The sequence below is a fragment of the Phyllobacterium brassicacearum genome (assembly GCF_003010955.1).
GTDB lineage: Bacteria > Pseudomonadota > Alphaproteobacteria > Rhizobiales > Rhizobiaceae > Phyllobacterium > Phyllobacterium brassicacearum.
Genome location: NZ_PGGO01000003.1, coordinates 372,101 through 393,795, shown reverse-complemented (window position 1 = coordinate 393,795; position 21,695 = coordinate 372,101). Strand labels below are relative to the sequence as shown.

General features: G+C 56.5%; 20 protein-coding genes. 9 read left to right on the top strand and 11 right to left on the bottom strand.

The window, feature by feature from the left end:
* Positions 1-89: 89 nt before the first annotated feature.
* Both CU102_RS07080 and CU102_RS07075 read right to left on the bottom strand, forming a co-directional pair.
* Positions 90-2,171: a putative bifunctional diguanylate cyclase/phosphodiesterase gene (locus CU102_RS07080; protein ID WP_245425246.1), complete on the bottom strand. Its 2,082-nt coding sequence runs from the start codon at positions 2,169-2,171 to the stop codon at positions 90-92.
* 378 nt (positions 2,172-2,549) lie between these two features.
* The gene (locus tag CU102_RS07075) at positions 2,550-2,852 is read right to left on the bottom strand and encodes an ArsR/SmtB family transcription factor (RefSeq protein WP_106710298.1); all 303 of its coding nucleotides are present in this window, start codon (positions 2,850-2,852) and stop codon (positions 2,550-2,552) included.
* A gap of 105 nt (positions 2,853-2,957) precedes the next feature.
* Between CU102_RS07075 and CU102_RS07070 the strand changes: the two genes are divergently transcribed.
* The 4 genes from CU102_RS07070 (at position 2,958) to CU102_RS07045 (ending at position 7,404) form a co-directional block, all read left to right on the top strand.
* Entirely contained in the window at positions 2,958-4,055 is a 1,098-nt protein-coding gene (locus CU102_RS07070) for an NADH:flavin oxidoreductase/NADH oxidase (protein ID WP_106710297.1), read from the top strand.
* 841 nt (positions 4,056-4,896) lie between these two features.
* On the top strand, positions 4,897-5,937 hold the full coding sequence (locus CU102_RS07055; RefSeq protein ID WP_106710365.1) for a methionine ABC transporter ATP-binding protein: 1,041 nt from the start codon (positions 4,897-4,899) through the stop codon (positions 5,935-5,937).
* Complete coding sequence (locus CU102_RS07050) at positions 5,927-6,592, top strand: methionine ABC transporter permease (protein ID WP_106710295.1); 666 nt, start codon at positions 5,927-5,929, stop codon at positions 6,590-6,592. Before CU102_RS07055 ends, CU102_RS07050 begins: the two co-directional genes overlap by 11 nt.
* Positions 6,593-6,624: 32 nt before the next feature.
* Positions 6,625-7,404: a MetQ/NlpA family ABC transporter substrate-binding protein gene (locus CU102_RS07045; protein ID WP_106710363.1), complete on the top strand. Its 780-nt coding sequence runs from the start codon at positions 6,625-6,627 to the stop codon at positions 7,402-7,404.
* A 26-nt stretch (positions 7,405-7,430) separates the two neighbouring features.
* Here CU102_RS07045 and ugpC read toward each other — a convergent pair whose 3' ends face one another.
* From ugpC to CU102_RS07000, 9 genes are all read right to left on the bottom strand, one after another.
* Positions 7,431-8,510 carry a sn-glycerol-3-phosphate ABC transporter ATP-binding protein UgpC gene (ugpC, locus tag CU102_RS07040; RefSeq protein ID WP_106710294.1) on the bottom strand — a complete coding sequence of 360 codons (1,080 nt, stop codon included), beginning with the start codon at positions 8,508-8,510 and terminating at the stop codon, positions 7,431-7,433.
* A 1-nt stretch (position 8,511) separates the two neighbouring features.
* Positions 8,512-9,360 (bottom strand): sn-glycerol-3-phosphate ABC transporter permease UgpE, encoded by an 849-nt coding sequence (gene ugpE / locus CU102_RS07035; RefSeq protein WP_106710293.1) that lies wholly within the window; start codon positions 9,358-9,360, stop codon positions 8,512-8,514.
* Between the two features lie 9 nt (positions 9,361-9,369).
* Positions 9,370-10,260 (bottom strand): sn-glycerol-3-phosphate ABC transporter permease UgpA, encoded by an 891-nt coding sequence (gene ugpA / locus CU102_RS07030; RefSeq protein WP_106710292.1) that lies wholly within the window; start codon positions 10,258-10,260, stop codon positions 9,370-9,372.
* A gap of 65 nt (positions 10,261-10,325) precedes the next feature.
* Complete coding sequence (ugpB, locus tag CU102_RS07025) at positions 10,326-11,636, bottom strand: sn-glycerol-3-phosphate ABC transporter substrate-binding protein UgpB (protein ID WP_106710291.1); 1,311 nt, start codon at positions 11,634-11,636, stop codon at positions 10,326-10,328.
* Positions 11,637-11,775: 139 nt separating this feature from the next.
* Positions 11,776-12,375, bottom strand: coding sequence for a bifunctional nicotinamidase/pyrazinamidase (gene pncA, locus CU102_RS07020; protein ID WP_106710290.1), 600 nt, complete (start codon positions 12,373-12,375; stop codon positions 11,776-11,778).
* A gap of 53 nt (positions 12,376-12,428) precedes the next feature.
* Positions 12,429-13,589 carry an N-acetylglucosamine-6-phosphate deacetylase gene (gene nagA, locus CU102_RS07015; protein WP_106710289.1) on the bottom strand — a complete coding sequence of 387 codons (1,161 nt, stop codon included), beginning with the start codon at positions 13,587-13,589 and terminating at the stop codon, positions 12,429-12,431.
* On the bottom strand, positions 13,586-14,596 hold the full coding sequence (locus tag CU102_RS07010) for an SIS domain-containing protein (protein WP_106710288.1): 1,011 nt from the start codon (positions 14,594-14,596) through the stop codon (positions 13,586-13,588). The genes nagA and CU102_RS07010 overlap by 4 nt, the downstream gene beginning before the upstream one ends.
* Before the next feature lie 17 nt (positions 14,597-14,613).
* A complete protein-coding gene (locus tag CU102_RS07005) occupies positions 14,614-15,402 on the bottom strand; it encodes a GntR family transcriptional regulator (RefSeq protein WP_106710287.1) in 789 nt (262 codons plus the stop codon).
* Complete coding sequence (locus tag CU102_RS07000) at positions 15,395-16,282, bottom strand: glucosamine kinase nucleotide-binding domain-containing protein (RefSeq protein WP_106710286.1); 888 nt, start codon at positions 16,280-16,282, stop codon at positions 15,395-15,397. Before CU102_RS07000 ends, CU102_RS07005 begins: the two co-directional genes overlap by 8 nt.
* A gap of 198 nt (positions 16,283-16,480) precedes the next feature.
* Between CU102_RS07000 and CU102_RS06995 the strand changes: the two genes are divergently transcribed.
* The 5 genes from CU102_RS06995 to CU102_RS06975 all read left to right on the top strand — a co-directional run bounded on the left by CU102_RS06995 (position 16,481) and on the right by CU102_RS06975 (position 21,691).
* Positions 16,481-17,392: an N-acetylmuramic acid 6-phosphate etherase gene (locus tag CU102_RS06995; RefSeq protein ID WP_106710285.1), complete on the top strand. Its 912-nt coding sequence runs from the start codon at positions 16,481-16,483 to the stop codon at positions 17,390-17,392.
* Positions 17,393-17,427: 35 nt separating this feature from the next.
* A complete protein-coding gene (locus tag CU102_RS06990) occupies positions 17,428-18,687 on the top strand; it encodes an ABC transporter substrate-binding protein (RefSeq protein ID WP_106710361.1) in 1,260 nt (419 codons plus the stop codon).
* 142 nt (positions 18,688-18,829) lie between these two features.
* Positions 18,830-19,780 carry a carbohydrate ABC transporter permease gene (locus CU102_RS06985; RefSeq protein ID WP_106710284.1) on the top strand — a complete coding sequence of 317 codons (951 nt, stop codon included), beginning with the start codon at positions 18,830-18,832 and terminating at the stop codon, positions 19,778-19,780.
* 13 nt (positions 19,781-19,793) lie between these two features.
* The gene (locus CU102_RS06980; protein ID WP_106710283.1) at positions 19,794-20,633 is read left to right on the top strand and encodes a carbohydrate ABC transporter permease; all 840 of its coding nucleotides are present in this window, start codon (positions 19,794-19,796) and stop codon (positions 20,631-20,633) included.
* A complete protein-coding gene (locus CU102_RS06975; protein WP_106710282.1) occupies positions 20,630-21,691 on the top strand; it encodes a Gfo/Idh/MocA family protein in 1,062 nt (353 codons plus the stop codon). The genes CU102_RS06980 and CU102_RS06975 overlap by 4 nt, the downstream gene beginning before the upstream one ends.
* Positions 21,692-21,695: the final 4 nt, after the last annotated feature.

Below are 21,695 nucleotides of genomic sequence, written 5' to 3'. Positions count from 1 at the left end.
CGATCATATGGAAGTTTCTATCACCAGACATAGCAGCAGACATAGAAATTCACACCGAAGCTTATTGCTCCAGCATCAATACCGGCCCCTCAAAGCGCCCGCCAGATGGGGCGACCTTGGCGCTTACTGATCTTGTCGAAAGGCATTTTACGCAGATAGCTCAAGCTGGAATAGCCGGTACCGAAATCATCGAGAGCAATGCTTACGCCCATGGCGCGGAACTGGCGCAGCAGCGAAATCGCCGCGACGTTAGCCTCCAAGAAGACAGACTCTGTGATTTCCAGTTCCAGACGATTTGGTTTGAGCTTGTTCTTGGAGAGGGCATCCCGAACGATCGATGCGAGATCCGAGTGCCGGAACTGAATTGCAGATATGTTGATGGCGACGTGAATATCCTGTGGCCATGAGACGGCAATGCGGCATGCTTCCTGAATAATCCATTCGCCAAGCGGAATGATATTGCCTGTCTCTTCGGCGATCGGAATGAAGATCGTCGGAGAGATGAAACCGTGCACCGGATGTTTCCAGCGAAGCAGGGTTTCGAAGCCGACTGTCTTCAGGCTCTGCGCCGAGACAATGGGCTGGAAGTGCAGAATGAATTCTCCGCGGGCTAATGCACCACGCAGATCCATGGCGAGCGCACGTTTGGCCTCGATGCGCGCGTCCATTTCGACCTCGTAGAAACGGAAGCTGTTGCGGCCTTCGTTTTTGGTGCGGTAGAGGGCGAGGTCGGCACAGCGCATGATATCGTTGACGCTGTCAGTCGGCGCAATGGCAATACCGACGCTGATGTGAATGTTGATCTGGATACCGTCGATCCAGAACGGCTGTGAGATGCTTTGGACCAGTTGCTCGGCAAGTTCTGTCGCAGCAGCCTGGTCGGCGCCCCGCGCCAGAATCGCAAATTCATCGCCAGACAGCCGGGCAACCACATAGGTTGCGGGGGAAGAATTGCGCAGACGCTCCGCCACCTGTTTCAGAAGCTGGTCGCCTATCCCATGGCCGAAACTGTCATTGACGGTCTTGAACTCGTCGAGATCGATACAGAAAACTGCAAAGCTGCGAAGACCCTTTTCAAGGTCCTTCGTCGCCTGGCTGAGCTGGTCCGTAAACAGCGTGCGGTTGGGTAGATCAGTCAGCACATCATAACGTGCAAGGTAGGATAGCTGATCGTCCGACTGCTTCGCGGCAGTCACGTCCGAGCCAACGCCCCTGTACCCGACGAACTGGCCGGCATTGTCGAAGATGGCCTTGCCAGTCAGTGACCACCAGCGGGTTTCGCCCTTGATGTTGATCGGCAGAATGTGGTTTCGGAATGTGGTGCGGTTTTCAATGGCCTGCCAGATGGAACCGACCTTGACGGCTTCCTCCGCATGCGACTGGTCGATCTTGAACAGTTGCGCAAAGGGCATCCCTTGCAGCTCTTTGGTCGTCTTCGCGGCAATCTGGGCGAGACGCGGGGAGGTGTGCTGGAGTTTCAGGTCCGAGTCGGTCTCCCATATCCAGTCACTGGCATTCTCCTCGAAATCATACAGCAGCAGGCTGATGACTTCCTTCTGCTGCTCAACCTTGATCTGGTCCAAAGTGCGCATCACGATGAGATTGCTCATGTGAACGATAGTGAAGAGGATGAACAGAGCGTAGAACGCCAGGAGGATGGCGATAAAAAGAAAAAAATCTTCGCCCGTCGAGGCCAGTGCGAAAAAGGAGCCGGTGATAATCGTGCCGGAATAGGCGATTGCCGCCAGAGGCACAACGGCCACACCGATACCGGTGGCCATCAACCCGGCCGCAGTACACGCGATCAACAGCCGATGATAAGCGTCCGCATCGAGAAACAGCATCAAAGGAATACTGGCGAGGCAGATGCCATAAAGCGATGATACGATGATCAGATATTTGATCGCATCGAAGCTGAGCTCCTTGACCTTCGGCACTTTGTACCATTGAAAGCAGGCGATGAGTGAGCCTACCGTCAGAAGTGCGACAACGATTGCGACTCCTGCCAGGTAGACGCGAGGTCCGAGGTCCCAGAATACAAACGAAACAACGAACACCACACACATTGCAACGAGCACTGTAAAGGGCGCCAGTCTCAAGGCTACGTCCATCTGTTCGGCATAGACACGGCGCTTGACCGCCGGGTTTATGGCCCCGCGCATTCCGAACATGGATCGGATCGCGTCAAAGGTATGAAAGTTGGACAATCGCACGCAAAGACCTCAGGCAGGTGAGTTCATCGTTTCCCCATGTTAGTTTTTTTACGTTCGGCATTGGTTAATATACTTAACATTTTTTGTAATAGTTACCAATGTCTTTATGCCCGTTCGGCTTACTCCGGTAAAGATGTATTTTTTTGGACTGGCCTTTTTCGGCAATGAAAATCAATACAATTTTACATAATCTTAAGTATTATAAAGAATATATTAGCAAGTCATATAGTATATGTTAAAATAACGCAATTTTACATTCAAATATTGCTTTTGATCTCGAGTTGAGCAAATTTGCAGGTTGTTCAAACCCAGTGTTTGCATGCGGCCGGGACACCCTCATTTCGGTGCGGCAAGGATTGCGGCCAGCAAACCAGGAAAGGTAGAGTTCAGATCACCACTGCGCAACTCGTTCATGTGCGATGTGCCATCGTTGCGGGTCTTCACGATGCCGCACTCGCGCAGGACACGAAAATGGTGAGACATGCTGGATTTGGGACGCCCGCCGTCGAGCGCTGCGCATGTCGCTTCGCCTTCGCGCGCCAATTGCCGGACGATTGACAAGCGAACCGGATCACTCAGGGCATAAAGTACGGATTCGAGCTGGATATCACTGATAGCGGGGTGTCGGAAATTTCTCATACCGCCACCCTAGCACAAAATTTTGTGTATTGCTATTGTTCGAATATTATCGAACAATAAAACATTGTTGGCATTCGCCGTAGAACCAAATTGGAGTGATGATTGATGGCCTCTCTTTTCGAACCCTTCGTGCTGAAGGATGTGACACTTCGCAACCGGATTGCCGCATCGCCCATGTGCCAGTATTCCGCAACAGATGGAATGATCAATGACTGGCACCGGGTGCACCTTGGAGCATTGGCGCGCGGCGGGTTGGGTCTGTTGGTCATGGAGGTGACAGGCGTTTCGCCGGAAGGGCGCATCACGCCGAACTGCCTTGGCCTGTGGAATGACGAACAGGCCGCAGCGCTGGCTCCATCCGTCCAACTCATCAAGAACGCAGGCGCCGTACCGGGCATCCAGATCGGCCATGCCGGTCGCAAGGCCAGCGCAAATCGCCCCTGGGAAGGTGACGATCATATCCGCGCGGGCGATCCACGTGGTTGGGAGACGATTGCACCGTCTGCAATTGCCTATGGCGGAGGTCTTTCAAAAGTTCCGCATGAGATGACGAAGACGGACATCGAACGCGTGAGACAAGCTTTCGTGGACAGCGCCAAACGAGCTCTGGCGAGTGGCTTCCAATGGCTGGAATTGCATTTCGCCCATGGCTATTTGGCGCAGAGTTTTCTATCGAAGCACTCGAACCATCGCACCGACGAATATGGCGGCAGCCTTGAAAACCGTAGCCGCTTCATTCTTGAGACGCTTCGCGCTGTACGTTCAGTCTGGCCGGAAAATCTCCCTTTGGCGGCACGTCTTGGTGTCATCGAGTTCGATGGCAATGACGAAGAGACGCTGAGCGAGGCGATTGAACTCGTCAGGCAGATGAAGGCCAATGGGCTTGACTTCATCGATGTCAGCATGGGTTTCTCACTCGGCAAGGCGAATATCCCTTGGGGTCCGGCATTCCTTGGTCCAGTTGCGGCCCGGGTGCGTCGCGAAGCCGCTCTTCCGGCCTCCACCTCATGGTACATAAGCACACCTCAACAGGCGGATGGGCTGGTACGTGACGGCTCAGTTGATCTGGTCATGCTGGCGCGGCCGCTTCTCAATGATCCACATTGGCCCTACAAGGCTGCCAAGGAACTTGGCGTCGAGAACCCTGCTTCGGTGCTTCCGGCGCCCTACGCTCATTGGCTTGACCGGTATCGGGCCGCTTAGGCCTTCTCCGGTGTGAATCGATCGGTCGAAACCATCGGCGGCTTCGGTTAGTGTCACAGTTTGACTGGATCGACGCGGAGGATGCCACCATGACCGATGAAGCACAGCGTGAGCCGGCGCGAAATCCTCAGGATCTGGAGCGCCTGCTTATCGCCCGACAGTGGATCGGCGACGTTGACGGGATGGCGGCGCTATTTGAGCCAAATGCCGAACAACGGCGAGGGGCCATTGACGGTCGGGAGAGAAGCAATCCGCGCCTTGTTCGCGGATATCACTGCAACGGGGCAAAAAATTTGCAGCCGGAATCCAGAGTCCGGCTGTTGTCAGTGGCGACTTGGCGCTGACTTCAACCCACCTCCCCGATGGCAGCGTCACCGCCGAGGTGGCGCGGCGGCAAAGTGACGGAACGTGGTTGTGGGTCATCGATCGATTCTCCGTTACGTAGAAGGCGGTCGCACCGTTCATTCCAGAACTCGGTGGCTTGCGAGTATGCCGGGTTGAATGCAACACTGTCGGCCTTCGTTTTGGAATAACATTTTCAGAATGACGCCAAATATGGAACGCCGGATGTGTCCGGCCCGCGGAACATTTCCTATTGTCGGCGTCGCGGCGGCACCTTTGGCCGCATTCTCCAATCCATCTCAAATCGCGTTGAAATGTTCATGCCTGTTGTCAAGGTCTATCGAAAATCCCAGATGGTCTGTATAGACGGTCGCAAAAAGACAACAGGGCGGTTGTGCGAGCACCGCAAATGAACATGGCGATTATAACGAACAGGGTGAAAAACCCACTCAACATGGCTGCGAATGATGAACCGCAGGTGCACAAGTCAGCGAACCCGATGGTCGCTTTCGAATGTGTTTCCAAGCGCTTTGCGGCGGCCCGTTCCAGTGCGGAAGTGATCGCGCTGGACAGTATCGACCTCGTTGTTCCGCGCGGTTCGGTGACCGGCATTATCGGTCGTTCAGGTGCCGGCAAATCCACGCTGATCCGCCTCGTCAACGGCCTGGAGAAGCCAAGTTCCGGCCGCGTCCTGGTTGATGGTGTCGACGTCGCCGGGCTGGATGAGAAAAATCTGCGTTCCGTGCGCCGCTCGATCGGCATGATCTTTCAGCATTTCAACCTGCTTTCCTCGCGCACTGCCTTCGACAATATTGCCCTGCCGCTGGAAATTGCCGGGGTAGACCGGCAGTCGATCGAAAAACGTGTCGCGCCACTCCTCGACCTGGTCGGCCTTTCCGACAAGCGCGACCGGTATCCATCCGAACTGTCCGGGGGGCAGAAGCAGCGTATCGGTATTGCCCGCGCACTCGCCACGGAGCCGAAGCTTCTGCTTTCCGACGAGGCAACCTCGGCGCTTGATCCGGAAACGACGCGCTCAATCCTTGCCCTGCTCAAGCAGATCAACAAGGAACTCGACCTGACCGTCCTTTTGATCACGCATGAGATGGAAGTGGTGAAGACTATCGCCGATCATGTAGCGGTGATTGATGGCGGCCGCATCGTTGAGCAAGGACCAACATTCGACGTCTTCACGGGCCACGCCCACGAAACCACACGTGCCCTGCTTGGTGGTCTCGCCGGCATGCGTTTGCCGGAATTTCTGACCAGCCGCATGACGGAGCAACCGGAACCGGATTCCCGCACGATCCTCCGTGTCATCTTCAAGGGCGAGAACGCAACAGAACCCATGCTGGCCCGGCTTGGCAGCGATCTCGGCATTGAAGTCAACATCCTGGCGGGCGCTGTTGACGAGATCGCCGGACGGCCGTTCGGCATGCTCGTCGTATCCCTGCGCGCCGATGAGGCGAAAATCGCCGAAGCGAGGCAATTTCTCGCCAATCATGGCCTGGCATCGGAGGTGGTTGGCTATGTCCGCTGATATTCTGGCGCTTCTCGTCAAAGCAACCGGACAGACGCTCTATATGGTCGTCGTCGCTGGCCTGGTCGGTTCGCTCTTCGGCATCCCGCTAGGCGTCTTTCTGGCGACCAGCGGAAAAGGCGAGCTGTTTCCTGCGCCATCGGTCAACAAGGTTCTTGGCGCTATCGTCAATGCCACCCGGTCGACACCGTTCATCATCCTTGTCGTTGCGATCATTCCGTTTACACGGCTCATCGCCGGAACCTCGATAGGCACGTCCGCCGCTATCGTACCCTTGACGATCGCGACCATTCCCTTCGTCGCGCGGCTTGTCGAGACAGCAATCCGCGAGGTCGATCCGGGGCTGACGGAGGCTGCGCGCGCCATGGGTGCTAGTCCGATACAGATCGTGTTCAAGGTGCTGCTTGCCGAAGCCCGACCTGGCATCGCCTCAGCCCTGACCCTGACCATCGTCAGTCTGATTGGCTATTCGGCCATGGTCGGCGCTGTCGGCGGGGGTGGCCTTGGCGATCTTGGCATTCGGTATGGCTACCAACGCTTCATGCCAGATGTCATGGCCACCGTTGTCGTGGTGCTTATTGTACTTGTCCAACTGGTTCAAAGCGCCGGTGACCGGCTTGCGCGCCGCTTCGACAAGCGCGTTCGCCCCCGCTGAGTTCTTCGTATAATAAACAGGAGTATGAAATGCTGAAGAAGATCCTTGCCACCGCCGCCGTGGCGGCAATATTGAGTGCGACCGGCGCACTGGCTGAGACGATCAAGATCGGTGTGACGCCGGGTGAGCACGCGCAGATCATGGAAAAGGTCAAGGAAGTTGCCCAGCCGAAGGGGTTGGATATCGAGATCTTTGAGTTTTCGGATTATGTCGTTCCGAACCAGGCGCTGAACGATGGCGAACTTGATGCCAATTCTTTCCAGCACAAGCCCTATCTCGACAACCAGATTGCTGACCGCAAGTTCGATCTTGTCGATGTAGCCTATACGGTCAATTTCCCGATGGGCGTCTATTCGAAGAAGGTGAAGAGCTTCGATGAATTGGCCGATGACGCGACCATCGCGATCCCGAACGATCCGACGAATGGCGGTCGTGCCCTTCTGATCCTTGCTGACAAGGGCGCGATCAAGCTGAAGGAGGGCGTCGGCCTCAAGGTCACAACGGCAGACATTACGGAGAACAAGAAGAACTTCAAGTTCGTCGAACTCGATGCCGCGCAGTTGCCACGTTCTATCGATGACGTGGATGCCGCTGCGATCAACACCAATTATGCGCTCGAGGCCGGACTTGATCCGATGAACGGCACCATCCTCAAGGAAGGCGAGAAGGCTCCGTACATCAATCTCATCGCTGTTCGCACGGCCGACAAGGACAAGCCTTGGGTCAAGACGTTGATCGAATCCTATCATTCGGATCCGGTGAAGCAGTTCATCGTCGACAAATACAAGGGCGCCGCTGTCCCAAGCTGGTAACTCTGGATTCAAGGCTGGATCTCACCCTATGCGGGTGGGATCCTTTTTCCATCTGCGCCAAACAAGTGCAGCTTTTCCTTGGGGATGATCACCCGCAAATGATCGCCGGTCTGTGACGGAGAACGGCCGGCCACGCGAACCACGACGCGTTCGCCGCCGACCACGCCGTAGACATAGCTTTCCGCGCCCACCGGCTCTACACCCAAAACCTTCAGGTCGAGCTGCAATCCACCAATGTGCTTTTCATGTCCAGCTGCGACCTCCAGGTCTTCCGGCCGGAAGCCAATGACTGCTCCGGTCGTTGGGACTGTCAGTCCTTCAGCGCCGATATGTGTCCCATCCTTCAGGATGAGGCCGGTATTGTCCGCGGTAACGTGGACGAGGTTCATGGGCGGGGCCCCGATGAAACTTGCAACGAACGTGCTTGCCGGTTTTTCATAGATATCAAGTGGTGCACCGATCTGTTCGACCGAGCCGGAATTCATGACGACGAGCGTATCTGCTAGGGTCATGGCCTCAAGCTGATCATGTGTCACGTAGACGCTGGTGACCCCCAATTGGCGCTGCAGGTTCTTGATTTCGACCCGCATCTGTCCACGCAGTTTGGCATCAAGATTGGACAGAGGTTCGTCAAATAGGAAAACCTTGGGGTTGCGGACAATGGCTCGCCCCATGGCAACGCGCTGGCGCTGGCCGCCAGAAAGTTCCTTGGGACGGCGCTCCAGTAGGTGAGTCAATTCAAGTGTTTGCGCGGCTTCTCTGACGCGTTTGTCGATCTGGTCCTTGGGCATGCCGCGGTTGCGCAGTCCGTAGGCCATGTTGTCGTAAACCTTCATGTGCGGGTAGAGCGCATAGTTCTGGAACACCATGGCGATGTCGCGCTCGGCTGGTCCGAGATTATTGACCACTGCGTTCTCGATCTTGACCGTGCCGTCGGTGATCGATTCGAGCCCAGCGATCATGCGCAACAGCGTTGACTTTCCGCAGCCGGAAGGACCAACGAGCACGCATAGTGCGCCATCCTCAATGGCAATATTGACGCCTTTGACCGCTTCGACCGAATTCCCATAGACCTTGCGGACGTTGGTCAATTCTACATTTGCCATTTCATTTCTCCGTTTCGACCAGCCCGCGCACAAACCAGCGTTGCATCAGCATGACAACGAGGATCGGGGGAACAATGGCGAGAATGCAGGTGACCATCACCAGATGCCATTCGGTATCTGCATCGGCGAAGGAGATCATTTTGCGCAGGCCGATGACAATGGTCGTCATGTCATTGCGGTTGGTCATCAGTAACGGCCAGAGATATTGCGTCCAGCCATAGATGAAGAGGATCACGAACAGTGCGGCGATATTGGTCTTGGACAAGGGCAGGAGGATGTCCTTGAAGAAGCGCCACGGACCGGCCCCATCGACGCGGGCAGCCTCGACCAACTCGCCGGGGATGGTCATGAAGAATTGGCGGAAGAGCAGCGTCGCCGTTGCTGATGCCATCAACGGCAGTGTCAGCCCCGTATAGGTGTCGATCAGACCGAGATCAACCATGACCTTGTAAGTCGGCAGGATGCGGACTTCGACTGGCAGCATCAGGGTGATGAAGATGAGCCAGAAGAAGATCATGCGGCCGGGAAAACGGAAGAAGACGATCGCGTAGGCTGACAGGATCGAGATCGCGATCTTACCGACGGCGATCGCGAGCGCCATGACGATCGTGTTGAAAAGCAGGCGATCGACCCCGACGCCGCCTATCCGACCGACGCCACCGAAGAGGGCGGCCGAATAATTTTCCCAGAAGTGGTTCCCGGGAAGCAGTGAAAGGGGCGGCCGCATGATCTCCTGCAGCGACTGCGTCGAGGCCACGAAGGTATAATAGATCGGAAACGCGACGATCATGATGCCAATAATCAGGATGATGTGCGCAATAAACCGGCCGATGGGGTTGTTCTGGATCATGTTTCCACCTCAGCCGTAATGGACTTTGCGTTCGACGTAGCGGAATTGGATCGCTGTGAGGCCGATGACGATGATCATCAGGATCACTGACTGCGCCGCAGAGTCGCCGAGGATAAGATTTACAAAGCCATCATTGTAGACCTTGTAGACCAGCGTTTCCGTCGCCTTGCCCGGGCCGCCTCCAGTGACGGCGTGGATGATACCGAATGTGTCGAAGAACGCGTAGACCGTGTTGACGACCAGCAGGAAGAATGTTGTCGGAGCGAGCAGCGGAAAGATAATGGTCCAGAAGCGCTTGGTCTCGCCTGCACCATCGATCGCGGCGGCTTCGATCAGTGATTTCGGAATCGACTGCAACCCAGCGACGAAAAACAGGAAATTGTAGCTTATCTGCTTCCACGCCGCGGCGGATACGACCAGCACCATGGCCTGGTCGCCATTGAGCAGCGGATCCCAGTTATATCCGGCCGAGCGGACCAGGTAGGCCAGCGTTCCCATCGATGGGTTGAACAGGAAGAGCCAGAGCATGCCAGCAATAGCTGGCGCAACTGCATAGGGCCAGATCAGCAATGTCCGATAGATGCCTTTGCCGCGGATGACCTTGTCGGCCATGACGGCGAGGAGCAGGGCAAGAGCCATAGCAATAAGCGCGGTGGCGACGGAAAAGATCACTGTCACCTGAAGCGAATTGACATAATTCGGATCGCTGATGACGCGCCTGAAATTATCGAGGCCGACAAACTGCGTCGACAGTCCAAATGGATCCTCTCGCAGGACAGACTGGTAGATCGCCTGCGATGCGGGCCAGTAAAAGAAAATCGCCGTGATGGCGAGCTGCGGTGCCAACAGAAGATAAGGCAGAAGCTTGTTTGGAAAAGTGACGCGCGTTGACGATGCCATGAATGCCTCGCGAAAAAATTGCCCTGTCCGTATTGGGTACGGACAGGGCGGTCATGAGGGGATGATTACTGGCCGATGGCCTGCTTGATGGCAGCGTTGCCGCGCTTGACGGCATTGTCGAGGGCCTGCTGGGCTGTCTGTTTGCCTGCCAGCATGTTTTCATACTCTTCATTTTCGATGTCGCGAACCTGCGGCAGGTTCACGAGGCGAACGCCTTTGGAGTTTTCCGTCGGAGCCTTACCCATCATCTGCTTGATCGGAATCTCGCGGGCAGGGTTCTTGTCGTAGAAGCCGGATTTCTTCGTTTCCTCATAGGCCGCCAGCGTCACTGGCAGATAACCCGAAACCTGATGCAGGCGGGCCTGGATCTCGGTCTTCGACAGGAAATTGAAGAATGCTGCGACGCCCTTGTACTGTTCGTCACTCTTGCCCGCGAATACCCAGAGGCTGGCGCCGCCCGGTATGGTGTTTTGCGGAGCACCCTTGGCTTCCGGTTCGTACGGCAACTGACCTGTGCCGTAGTTCATCCCCGACTTGATCACATCGCCAAGGCCACCTGAGGATTCGGTGAAGATACCGCATTCGCCGGAGATAAACAGCTGCTTGGCTTCCGAAGTGCGCCCACCGTAGCGGAATGTACCGTCCTTGGCGAGGTCAGCCAGTTCCTGGAAGTGCTTGACGAAAATCGGTGAGTTGATCTTCAATTCGACATCGGTGCCGGCAATTCCGTTCTCGTTGCTGCCGAACGAAAGATCGTTCCAGGCCGCAAAGTTTTCCGTATGGATCCAGGTCAGCCACGTCGAGGTAAAACCGCAATTTGCTGCACCGCTGGTCTTGATCTTCTTTGCTGCTTCCCAGACTTCCGGCCAGGTCTTTGGCGGGTTGTTTTCGTCAAGTCCCGCCTTCTTGAAGATATCCTTGTTGTAATAAAGGATCGGTGAGGAGCTATTATAGGGGAAGGACAGCATCGTGCCGTCCGGCTTCGAGTAGTAGGAGACGATGCCAGGCAAATAGAGGCTCTTGTCGAACTTCGTGCCGCCCATCGACAAGATATCCGCGACCGGTTTGATCGCGCCTTGAGCACCCATCATCACCCCGGTCCCTGCATCGAATACCTGCATGATATCGGGTGCCTGCTTGGCGCGGAATGCGGCGATGCCGGCATTGAGCGTTTCGGGATAGGTTCCCTTGAATACCGGAACGACCTTGTAGTCGCTCTGGCTTTCATTGAATTCCTTGGACAGCGTTTCAACAACCTCGTTGTTGGCGCCAGTCATTGCGTGCCACCAGCTGATTTCCGTGAGGGCAAAGGATGAAGTGGATGAAGCGAGCATAATGCCAAGAGCAAGGCTCAAGCGGGTACCGCGATAGGTCATTTCAATCTCCCATGATAAGGCGTCATCTGAAGTGCGCTTGAGGGCAGTATTCCCATTTTGTGACAAAGAAACAACAAGCTTATGACTTAAGCCCGACGGGACTGTGGAAAATTGCGCAGCTGTTCATTTTCGAGGCTGATTAGATCAGCGTGACGCCTGCCTTGCGCATTTTCGTGATCATCGCTGCGAGTGAACCGCCAAGGTCGATTCCACGACATGCATCGAGGAGAACATCGGCGGCAAAACCATGTTCAACTGCGTCGAGTGCGGAGTAGGCGACGCAATAATCTGTTGCAAGACCGGCGAAGGTTACGTTGGTGATCTTGCGTTCCCTCAGATAGCCGGCGAGGCCGGTAGGAGTCTTGTGGTCGTTTTCGAAAAATGCCGAATAGCTGTCGACATGCGGCCTGAAACCCTTGCGGATCACCAGTTCAGCCTTTGTCCAATCCAGGTCGTGATGGAAATCCGCACCGACCGAGCCTTGGATACAGTGCTCTGGCCATAGCGTTTGCTCGCCATAGGGCATCATGATCGATTCGAATGGCGCCTTGCCGGGATGCGATGAGGCGAAGCTTGAATGGCCAGCCGGGTGCCAATCCTGCGTGATGATAACGTGGTCGAACCGTACCATTAGCCTGTTGATGATCGGAACGATCTCATGGCCGGCTTCCACTCCAAGTGCGCCACCCGGACAGAAATCGTTCTGCACATCAACGACGATCAGCGCGTCCTTGGCCATTCCAATTCTCCAACTCATTGAAGATTATGAATATGGCCAATCGGTTTGCGGCGTCAACGAGCGTAATGCACGTCTCCATCGATCCAGACGTGATTGACATCGAGCTCGTTGTCGAGGTGGACGATATTGGCCACATAACCCGCAGCAAGCCGGCCATAGCGGTGATCGATGCGGATGCTTTCCGCCGGATAGAGCGAGGCCATGCGCAGCGCCTCACCGAGGGGCAGTCCGAGATCGCGGTGAACGAAGCGGACGGCGGAAATCATGTCGAGATCGGCACCGGCGAGCGTGCCGTCTTCCAGAGTCAGGCGGCCTCCGGCGCGGGTGATCTTGCGGCCGTTCAGGGTGAACGAGGTAATGTCTGTGCCGATCGTAGACATGGCGTCGGTGACGAGGAATATCTTCGATGGTCCCTGTTTTGCACGTAGTGCGATCGCCATGGAGGCCTTGTCGACGTGAAATCCATCGGCGATCAGTCCTGCGGACAATTCGCCCGATTGCAATACTGCTCCGACAACGCCCGGACTGCGATGGCCAAGCTGGCTCATTGCATTGAAAAGATGCGTCACCATGGTTGCGCCTGCATCCTTTGCCGCCATGGCGACTTCATAGGAAGCGCCGCTGTGGCCGAGGCTGACGATCACGCCGGCATCAGTCAGCGCCCGGATCTTTTCTATGGGAACTGTTTCCGGAGCAACGGTGGTCAGGAGAACCGGCACTTCCTGCACCGCCTCGATAAGAGCCATGAAATCGGCATCGTCCATTGGCCTGATCAGTTTGGGATCGTGTGTGCCCTTATGCGTCAGGGAAAGGTGCGGCCCCTCGATATGCAGCCCGATGAAACCTGTAACCTTTTCCTGCGCTGCGGCCTTGCCGGCGGCAAGTGCGGCGGTGGTGATCTGCGGCGTATCGGTGATCAGGGTCGGGAGTAGGGCAGTGGTGCCAAAGGCAAAATGCGCGTCGCATATGGTGCGGATGACATCGACGCTCGGGCCGTCGTTGAGAAGCACACCGCCGCCGCCATTGACCTGGAGGTCGATGAAGCCCGGCACGAGCTTGCCGCCCCTCAACGCGACCTGGCGAAGTCCGGCAGGCAGGTCCGAATTTGCAGTCAAGCTTTGGACAACTCCGCCGTCTACGATGAGCGCCGAATTGGCATGCCAGTTCTCGCCGTCGAATATCTCGGCGCCGGTGAGTGCGTATGGTGAACTCATATCGTCTCGGTCACTTTTCTCAAATGCGGAGGTTCATCCGGATTCAGTCCCCGGCTGCGGGCAAAGGCTTCCACGAACGCATAGAACGACACGAGCAAAGCCAGTGGATCGGTCAAAGGATGCGACGTTGCGACAAAGGGCACGGCCGTTGCCTTCGAGGGCTTTGCCGATGTGACGAATACGGCTGCGCCCTGTTCGGCGAGACGGTTGGCAGACTCAATGATCGAGTCTTCGGCGGCGTCACGCGCGGCCAGAACCAGGACTGGAAAGCCTTTCCCGACTATGGCTTTCGGGCCGTGCATGACTTCTGCCGCGCTGTAGGACTCGGCATGAACTGCACTCGTTTCCTTGAATTTCAGCGCGACCTCGTTCGAAATTGCAAGCGACGGGCCGCGTCCGAGCACGAAGAGAGAATTTTCATCCTTCAAAGTGGTGGCGAAGGGCGACCAGTCACAGTCGACCGCTTTTTCCAGGGCGGTGGGAAGAGCGTCGATTGCAGCAAGCAGTTGCTTGTCTTCGGTCCAATGGCCGATGAGCGCCAGACCGGCAACGGCCGAACTGACAAAGGACTTCGTTGCGGCGACGCTGCGTTCGGGACCGGCCAGGATATCGATGGGAAAATCACTTGCATTGGCAAGGTCGGAATTGATGACATTCGTGATGGCTATAGTCAGCGCGCCGCTTTCACTGGCCGCCTTGGTCATGCTGACAATGTCTGGGCTTTTGCCGGATTGCGAGATCGACAATGTTGCCGCGCTGCCGAGCTTCAGCGTGACACCATAGATCGATGCGACTGAGGGACCGAGCGAGGCAACGGGAATGCCCGCAGTTAGCTCGCTCGAATATTTCAGGAAGGCGCTGACATGATCGGACGAACCCCGGGCGATCGATGCCAGAAATGGCGGGTCCTTCTCGCGCAACTTCGCGCCTGCCGCTGCAAGCGTGTCGCGTGAGGCATCGAGAAATCGCGCCGTGACCGCGGGAATGGACAGAATTTCTTCCCGCATGAGGGTTGTTTTGGTTGTCAAAGCACTGCTCCTGATATTTCCGAAGAATCGCCGAGTTTCAGTTCGGCGACAAATTCATAGGCGTCGGCCCGATAGATCGATTTGGTGAATTCGATCACTTTGCCCGATTCCAGATAGGATATGCGCTCGATGTTCAGACTGGCCGAGCCAGCGGGAACCTGCAGCAATTTAGCATCATTCTCTTTCAATATGGCTGCAGAAATGCGCTGGATTGCCCTGACCGGCCGATTTCCGCTTTCTGCCAGCACGGCGTAAAGCGACAGCGTGACCAATTCAGGGTTGGGCAGAACATGGATCGACAGTGCCGCGCGCTCTATTGCCATTGGTGTCTCGTTGGCAACGCGCAGACGGCTGATGCGTGCCACCTTCTCGCCGGACGAAAGGCCGAGCGTGACCATCTCTTCCGGCGAGGGCGCATATATGCCGCGATCAAGCCATGTCGAACGGACGATCATGCCGCGACGGGCCATGTCCTCGGTGAACGATGTCAGATGTGACAGCGACTGTTCAACACGTTCGGAACGCGGTGCAACGAATGTGCCGGAGCCATGTCGCTGTACGAGCAGCCCGCTATTCACGAGACCTTGGACCGCTTTCCGCACCGTGACGCGCGATATGTCGGCCATGGCCGCAAGCTCGCGCTCGGGTGGCAAGGCATCTCCCGGATGCAGCATCCCATCCCGGACGGCATTTTCGATGAGGCGCTGGAGTTTCACATAAAGCGGACCGCCGGCGGCCGAGCCGTCATTGAGTGAAGGCAAGATATCGATCAAACCATCAGCCATGGACGGTCTCCGTGACTTTCGAAGCAAAATTCTGTGCCGCCAATTGGACCGCTCCGGTGAGTGCGTCGTTGAGAGGCGTCTGCAATTGGGCCCGATATCGCGGCGATAGAAGCGGACCATAGAGCGCGCCAAGGCCACCCAACAAGGAGAGGCGGGTTGGGTTGTTCGCTGTGATAGCATCCAGTCCTTCTTCGATCTGGCCGATCGTTTTCCGCAAGAGAGCAAGAGCAACATCATCTTTCTGCGATGCATACTCGAACACCATTGGCGCAAACGAACCAAAATCGCTTGGGCGCGCCGAATGAGCGAACTGGACAATGCGATGCGGATTGCCACCAAACCGTTCCATGATCGCCTCGGTCAACGGCGACGAGGGGTGGAATTTATCATAGGCGAGCAACGTCTCTTCGAGTAGATCGCGGCCTAGCCGAGCGCCACCGCCGAGATCACTGACCTTGAATCCCCAGCCGCCCGCAAAACGGATATCGCTTCCAACCCGGGTTACATAGGCCGAGCCGGTTCCAAGGATGACCACTGTTCCGTCATGGTCGCCGAGTGCGCCCTGTAGCGCGATAACGCCGTCAGAATAAACAAGCGAATTCCTGAAAGGCAGCATGGCTTGAAGCTGGGCGGCATTGCTCCCGACATTTGCACCGGCAAGACCAAGAACGGCCGATAGAGAGGGGATCGCCGAGTGGTCGATCCGAGCATCGGCCAGCGCTGCTTCCGTGGCGTCCAGAATGTTGAGGCGTGCGGTATTCATGTCGGTCATGATGTTAGCCGAACCGCTCTTGCCGGTACCCAGAACCTGGCCGTTCATGTCAGCCAGCGCCGCCCTGCAGCCCGTTCCACCACCATCAATTCCCAGGAGATAAGTCACGTTCAATCATCCTCCAAAAACAGAATACCAATAAAATACCAATATCCAAGCATTAATTTCCGCTTTTTCAGGATTTCCTTCTTACCATTGAATTCATTGCATAAAAAGCCTTGTTAAAAAATCATTGCGGAAATTTTTTAAGATTTGCTGGACAAGTGGTATTTTTTTGGCATTAATTGTCCCAACGAGGAGAGAGCAGTGGGAACAACCCGTACCGAGCAACGCAATGACAGGGCATCAGGTCTGGACGAGCGATCGCCAGAAGATATCCTGCGTTTGCTGTACGAGGCACAGGTCGAGGCGGCGGCGTCGGTTGCCCGGGCTACGGATTCCATCGCAAAGGCGTCACTTTTGGCCGCTGAAACTCTTCGGGCTGGCGGCCGTCTTGCTTATGCCGCGGCTGGGAGTTCCGGCCTGATGGCGCTGGCGGATGCGCTCGAATTGCCGGGTACATATGGCATCGCCCCAGATCGCATCGTTATCCTGCTCGCTGGCGGCGTTGCCAGCCTCAATCGCCTCGCCGGCACTTACGAAGATGACACTGCCCAGGCGGCGAGAGACATTGCTGCTGCCGGACTTGCAGAGGGTGATTGCCTGATCGCGATTTCGGCCAGCGGTTCGACGCCCTATGCACTGGCGGCAATCGACGAGGCTACAAACCGCGGTCTGAAGATCATATCAATCGCCAACAATCCGGATGTTCCGCTGTTCAGTCTTGCGGATGTGGCTATCACGCTACCAACCCCGCCGGAGATGGTCGCCGGGTCGACGCGCATGGGGGCAGGTACTGCCCAGAAAATTGCGCTCAATCTGCTGTCGACATTGATGGCTGTTCATCTCGGTCATGTACACGACGGCTACATGGTCAACCTTACCGCGGACAATATCAAGCTGCGCGAGCGGGCGGCACGCATAGTATCTGCCATTAGCGCCTGCGACATCAGCGATGCGGCAAGGCTGCTCGAGGCAAGCGGCGGGTCTGTCAAATCTGCAATTCTGCTCGCGGCCGGTGCGCCAAGTGCAGAACAAGCAACAGAGATTCTCGAAAGCAATCAACAGAGGCTTCGCCCGGCGCTTTCGAAATTGAAAGGGAGCCTCGGCTCTCGTTAACGGCACTGGTCATGAGGGTGCAACAGGAGACTAAAATGGGAAGCAAAACACTGAAAACACTGCTAATGGCGACGAGCATTCTGGCTACGGCCGGATTTGCCCATGCAGCAGATACCACACTGACGATTGAAAGCTGGCGTACGGACGATCTTGCGATCTGGCAGGAGAAGCTGATTCCGGCTTTCGAAGCCAAGAACCCCGGCATCAAGGTCAAGTTCTCTCCAACGCCTCCGACCGAATACGACGCTGCCCTCGGTGCGCGTTTCGATGCGGGCAGCGCCGGTGACATCATCACCTGCCGTCCATTCGACAAGTCGCTGGAACAGTTCAAGCGCGGCAATCTCGCAAGCCTCAATGACCTTTCGGGCATGAAGAACTTCTCCGACGTCGCCAAGGCTGCCTGGACGACGGACGATGGCAAGGACACGTTCTGCGTACCGATGGCTTCGGTTATCCATGGTTTCATCTACAACAAGGATGCCTTCGACAAGCTTGGAATTGCCATCCCGACCACGGAAGCTGAATTCTTCGCTGCGCTCGACAAGATCAAGGCCGACGGAACCTATATTCCAATGGCAATGGGCACGAAGGATCTCTGGGAAGCCGCAACGATGGGCTATCAGAACATCGGACCGACCTACTGGAAGGGTGAAGAGGGCCGCGCCAAACTGATCAAGGGCGAATCCAAGCTCACTGATCCGGAATGGGTCGAGCCTTACAAGGTTCTTCTCAAGTGGAAGGATTATCTCGGCGACGGTTTCGAAGCGCAGACTTATCCAGACAGTCAGAACCTGTTCACGCTCGGCCGCGCTGCGATCTATCCGGCTGGTTCGTGGGAAATCGGTCTGTTCAACACGCAGGCCCAATTCAAGATGGGTGCCTTCCCGCCGCCGGTCAAAAATGCCGGTGACGCATGCTACATCTCCGACCACAACGACATCGGTGTCGGTCTCAATTCCAAGAGCGGGCACCCGGAAGAAGCCAAGAAGTTCCTGGACTGGGTTGCCTCTCCGGAATTTGCCGACATCTACGCCAACGCCCTTCCGGGCTTCTTCAGCCTGAATTCGACCGCGGTGAAGATGCAGGACCCGCTAGCCCAGGAATTCGTGTCCTGGCGCGAAAAGTGCAAGCCGACGATCCGCTCGACCTACCAGATCCTGTCACGCGGCACGCCAAACCTCGAGAACGAAACCTGGGTTGAATCGGCCAACGTGATCAACGGCACCGACACACCGGAAGCTGCGGCCAAGAAGCTTCAGGACGGACTCGACAGCTGGTTCAAGCCTGCCAAGTAACCACTCAATAGCCGGAGCGTCCGTCATGGGCGTTCCGGCCATTTCTTTATCTGAAGCACGGTATTGGCCGTTGCGCTATCATCTTGAGAACGGCAGTCGTGTGCCGCGTTATGCACGACCAAAAATCAAAAGCAGGGCTCTAATGACCACAGTCGCAGAAGTATCGATCGACAGAGGCGCAGACAAGCGCCAGCGGCGCTGGCACATTTTGGTGTTTCTCGCACCGGCGGTGCTTGTCTATACGGCTGTGATGATCCTGCCGCTCATCGAAACGTTGCGGCTCTCCCTGTTCAACGTCAAGGACGGCCAGAGCGTATTCGTTGGCTTTGGCAATTTCCAGGTTCTGTTCGGTGATCCGCGCTGGGCGGCAAGCTTCTGGAATGCGCTGCGCAACAATTTCGTTTTCTTCCTGATCCATATGCTGGTGCAAAACCCGATCGGTGTGGCGCTGGCCGCCTTGCTTTCCGTGCCGAAGCTGCGCTTTGGTGCGTTTTACCGTACCGCCATGTTCCTGCCGACGCTCCTGTCTTTCGTGATCGTCGGCTTCATCTGGAAGCTCATCCTGTCACCCATCTGGGGCGTATCGCCCTATCTGATGGACCTGGTCGGTCTGAAGTCGATGTTTTCACCCTGGCTCGGCAAACCGGGCACGGCACTTATCGCTGTGTCGCTCATCTCGGTCTGGCAATATGTCGGCATCCCGATGATGCTGATCTATGCGGCCATGCTGAACATCCCCGATGAAGTTCTCGAAGCTGCCGAATGCGATGGCGTCACCGGCTGGAGCCAGTTCTGGAAGATCAAGCTGCCGCTGATCCTGCCGTCGATCGGCATCATTTCCATCCTGACTTTCGTCGGCAATTTCAATGCGTTCGACCTGATTTATACCGTACAGGGTGCGCTCGCCGGGCCGGATGGCTCAACGGATATCCTTGGTACTTTGCTCTACCGCACCTTCTTCGGCTTCCAGCTGCAGATCGGCGACAAGTCCATGGGCGCGACGATCGCGACGGTGATGTTCCTAATCATCCTCTCGGGTGTCTGCCTTTATCTCTTTGCTATCCAGCGGCGCATGCGCCGGTACCAGTTCTAGGAGCGATCGATCCATGGCCAAACCAACCGCATCGCCCCTGCGCACCGGCCTCGTGCACCTCGCGCTCGGCACCTACACGCTGATCGCGCTCTTCCCGGTGTTCCTGACCGTAATCAACTCGTTCAAGGACCGGGCATCGATATTCCGTGATCCGCTCGGCCTGCCGACGCCGTCCACATTCAGCCTTGTCGGGTATAATACCGTGCTGGGGCAAGGGGATTTTGTCCTCTACTTCCAGAACAGTTTCATCGTCACGGCCGTTTCGATCTTCTTCGTTCTGCTGTTCGGGGCAATGGCCGCCTTTGCGCTTTCGGAATACCGTTTCAAAGGCAACACCATGATGGGCCTTTATCTGGCGCTGGGCATCATGATCCCCATCCGCCTCGGCACGGTAGCGATCCTGCAAGGGATGGTTGCCGCTGGGCTCGTCAACACGTTGACGGCGCTCATTCTGGTTTACACGGCGCAGGGCCTGCCACTTGCGGTCTTCATCCTCACCGAATTCATGCGGACCGTTTCTGACGATCTCAAGAATGCGGGACGGATCGATGGCCTCTCCGAATATTCGATCTTCTTCCGGCTGGTGCTGCCGCTGGTCCGGCCCGCCATGGCCACCGTAGCCGTCTTCACCATGATCCCGATCTGGAACGATCTGTGGTTCCCGCTGATCCTTGCTCCAAGCGACGCGACCAAGACAGTGACGCTCGGCTCGCAGGTGTTCATCGGACAGTTCGTCACCAACTGGAACGCAGTCCTTGCCGCGTTGACGCTGGCAATCTTGCCGGTCCTCGTCCTCTACCTCGTCTTCTCGCGGCAGCTCATCCGCGGCATCACATCGGGAGCGGTCAAATGATAGCGCAAAAGCCAATCCGGGTTCTTGTGGCGGGGCTCGGCAATATGGGCCGCAGTCATGCGCTGGCCTACCACAACAATCCGGGTTTCGAGATTGTCGGGCTGGTCAACCGTTCGATTGTGCCCCTGCCGGAAGAACTGCGCTCCTACACGATCCATCCGTCGTTCGACGAAGCATTGGCCGAGCTCAAGCCCGATCTCGTGTCGATCAATACCTATTCCGACAGCCACGCGGATTATGCCGTGGCGGCCATGGATGCGGGCGCTGACGTCTTCGTCGAGAAGCCGCTTGCAACGACGGTAGCCGATGCCGAGCGGGTCGTCGCTGCCGCCAGGAAGCATGGCCGCAAGCTCGTGATCGGCTATATCCTCCGCCATCATCCTTCGTGGGTGCGGTTGATCGAAGAGGCGCGTAAGCTCGGCGGTCCCTACGTGTTCCGCATGAACCTCAACCAGCAGTCGAGCGGTGCTACCTGGGAAACCCATAAGTCGCTGATGAAGACGACATCACCCATCGTCGATTGTGGTGTGCATTATCTCGATGTAATGCTGCAGATCACCGACGCCAAGCCAGTTCAGGTTCGCGGCATGGGCGTTCGCCTTTCCGGCGAGATCGATGCAGACATGTACAACTACGGCCACCTGCAGGTCCTGTTCGACGACAAGAGCGTCGGCTGGTACGAGGCTGGGTGGGGTCCGATGATGTCGGAGACGGCCTTCTTCGTGAAGGATGTCATCTCGCCAAACGGCTGCGTTTCCATCGTCATGGACCAAAACGCCAAATCAGATGACATCGACTCCCACACCAAGACTTCGACCATACGGCTGCATTCCGCAAGGACTGCGGCGGACGGACGCTTTGCCGAGCCGGACGAACTCTTGAACATGGCCGGAGAGCCGGGACATCAGGAGCTTTGCGATCTGGAGCAGGCCTTTGTCCTGAAGGCAATTCGCGAAAATCTCGACCTTGCCCGCCACATGCTGGATGCGGTGCGTTCGCTGAGCGTCTGCCTCGCGGCGGATGAAAGCGTCAGAACCGGCAGGCCGGTAGACCTATAAATTT

Excerpts from the sequence above, each read along its gene's own strand:
- CU102_RS07080 (WP_245425246.1), bottom strand. The coding sequence starts at position 2,171 with ATGTTCGGAATGCGCGGGGCCATAAACCCGGCGGTCAAGCGCCGTGTC.
- CU102_RS07075 (WP_106710298.1), bottom strand. The coding sequence starts at position 2,852 with ATGAGAAATTTCCGACACCCCGCTATCAGTGATATCCAGCTCGAATCC.
- CU102_RS07070 (WP_106710297.1), top strand. The coding sequence starts at position 2,958 with ATGGCCTCTCTTTTCGAACCCTTCGTGCTGAAGGATGTGACACTTCGC.
- CU102_RS07055 (WP_106710365.1), top strand. The coding sequence starts at position 4,897 with ATGGTCGCTTTCGAATGTGTTTCCAAGCGCTTTGCGGCGGCCCGTTCC.
- CU102_RS07050 (WP_106710295.1), top strand. The coding sequence starts at position 5,927 with ATGTCCGCTGATATTCTGGCGCTTCTCGTCAAAGCAACCGGACAGACG.
- ugpC (WP_106710294.1), bottom strand. The coding sequence starts at position 8,510 with ATGGCAAATGTAGAATTGACCAACGTCCGCAAGGTCTATGGGAATTCG.
- ugpE (WP_106710293.1), bottom strand. The coding sequence starts at position 9,360 with ATGATCCAGAACAACCCCATCGGCCGGTTTATTGCGCACATCATCCTG.
- ugpA (WP_106710292.1), bottom strand. The coding sequence starts at position 10,260 with ATGGCATCGTCAACGCGCGTCACTTTTCCAAACAAGCTTCTGCCTTAT.
- ugpB (WP_106710291.1), bottom strand. The coding sequence starts at position 11,636 with ATGACCTATCGCGGTACCCGCTTGAGCCTTGCTCTTGGCATTATGCTC.
- pncA (WP_106710290.1), bottom strand. The coding sequence starts at position 12,375 with ATGGCCAAGGACGCGCTGATCGTCGTTGATGTGCAGAACGATTTCTGT.
- nagA (WP_106710289.1), bottom strand. The coding sequence starts at position 13,589 with ATGAGTTCACCATACGCACTCACCGGCGCCGAGATATTCGACGGCGAG.
- CU102_RS07010 (WP_106710288.1), bottom strand. The coding sequence starts at position 14,596 with ATGCGGGAAGAAATTCTGTCCATTCCCGCGGTCACGGCGCGATTTCTC.
- CU102_RS07005 (WP_106710287.1), bottom strand. The coding sequence starts at position 15,402 with ATGGCTGATGGTTTGATCGATATCTTGCCTTCACTCAATGACGGCTCG.
- CU102_RS06990 (WP_106710361.1), top strand. The coding sequence starts at position 17,428 with ATGGGAAGCAAAACACTGAAAACACTGCTAATGGCGACGAGCATTCTG.
- CU102_RS06985 (WP_106710284.1), top strand. The coding sequence starts at position 18,830 with ATGACCACAGTCGCAGAAGTATCGATCGACAGAGGCGCAGACAAGCGC.
- CU102_RS06980 (WP_106710283.1), top strand. The coding sequence starts at position 19,794 with ATGGCCAAACCAACCGCATCGCCCCTGCGCACCGGCCTCGTGCACCTC.
- CU102_RS06975 (WP_106710282.1), top strand. The coding sequence starts at position 20,630 with ATGATAGCGCAAAAGCCAATCCGGGTTCTTGTGGCGGGGCTCGGCAAT.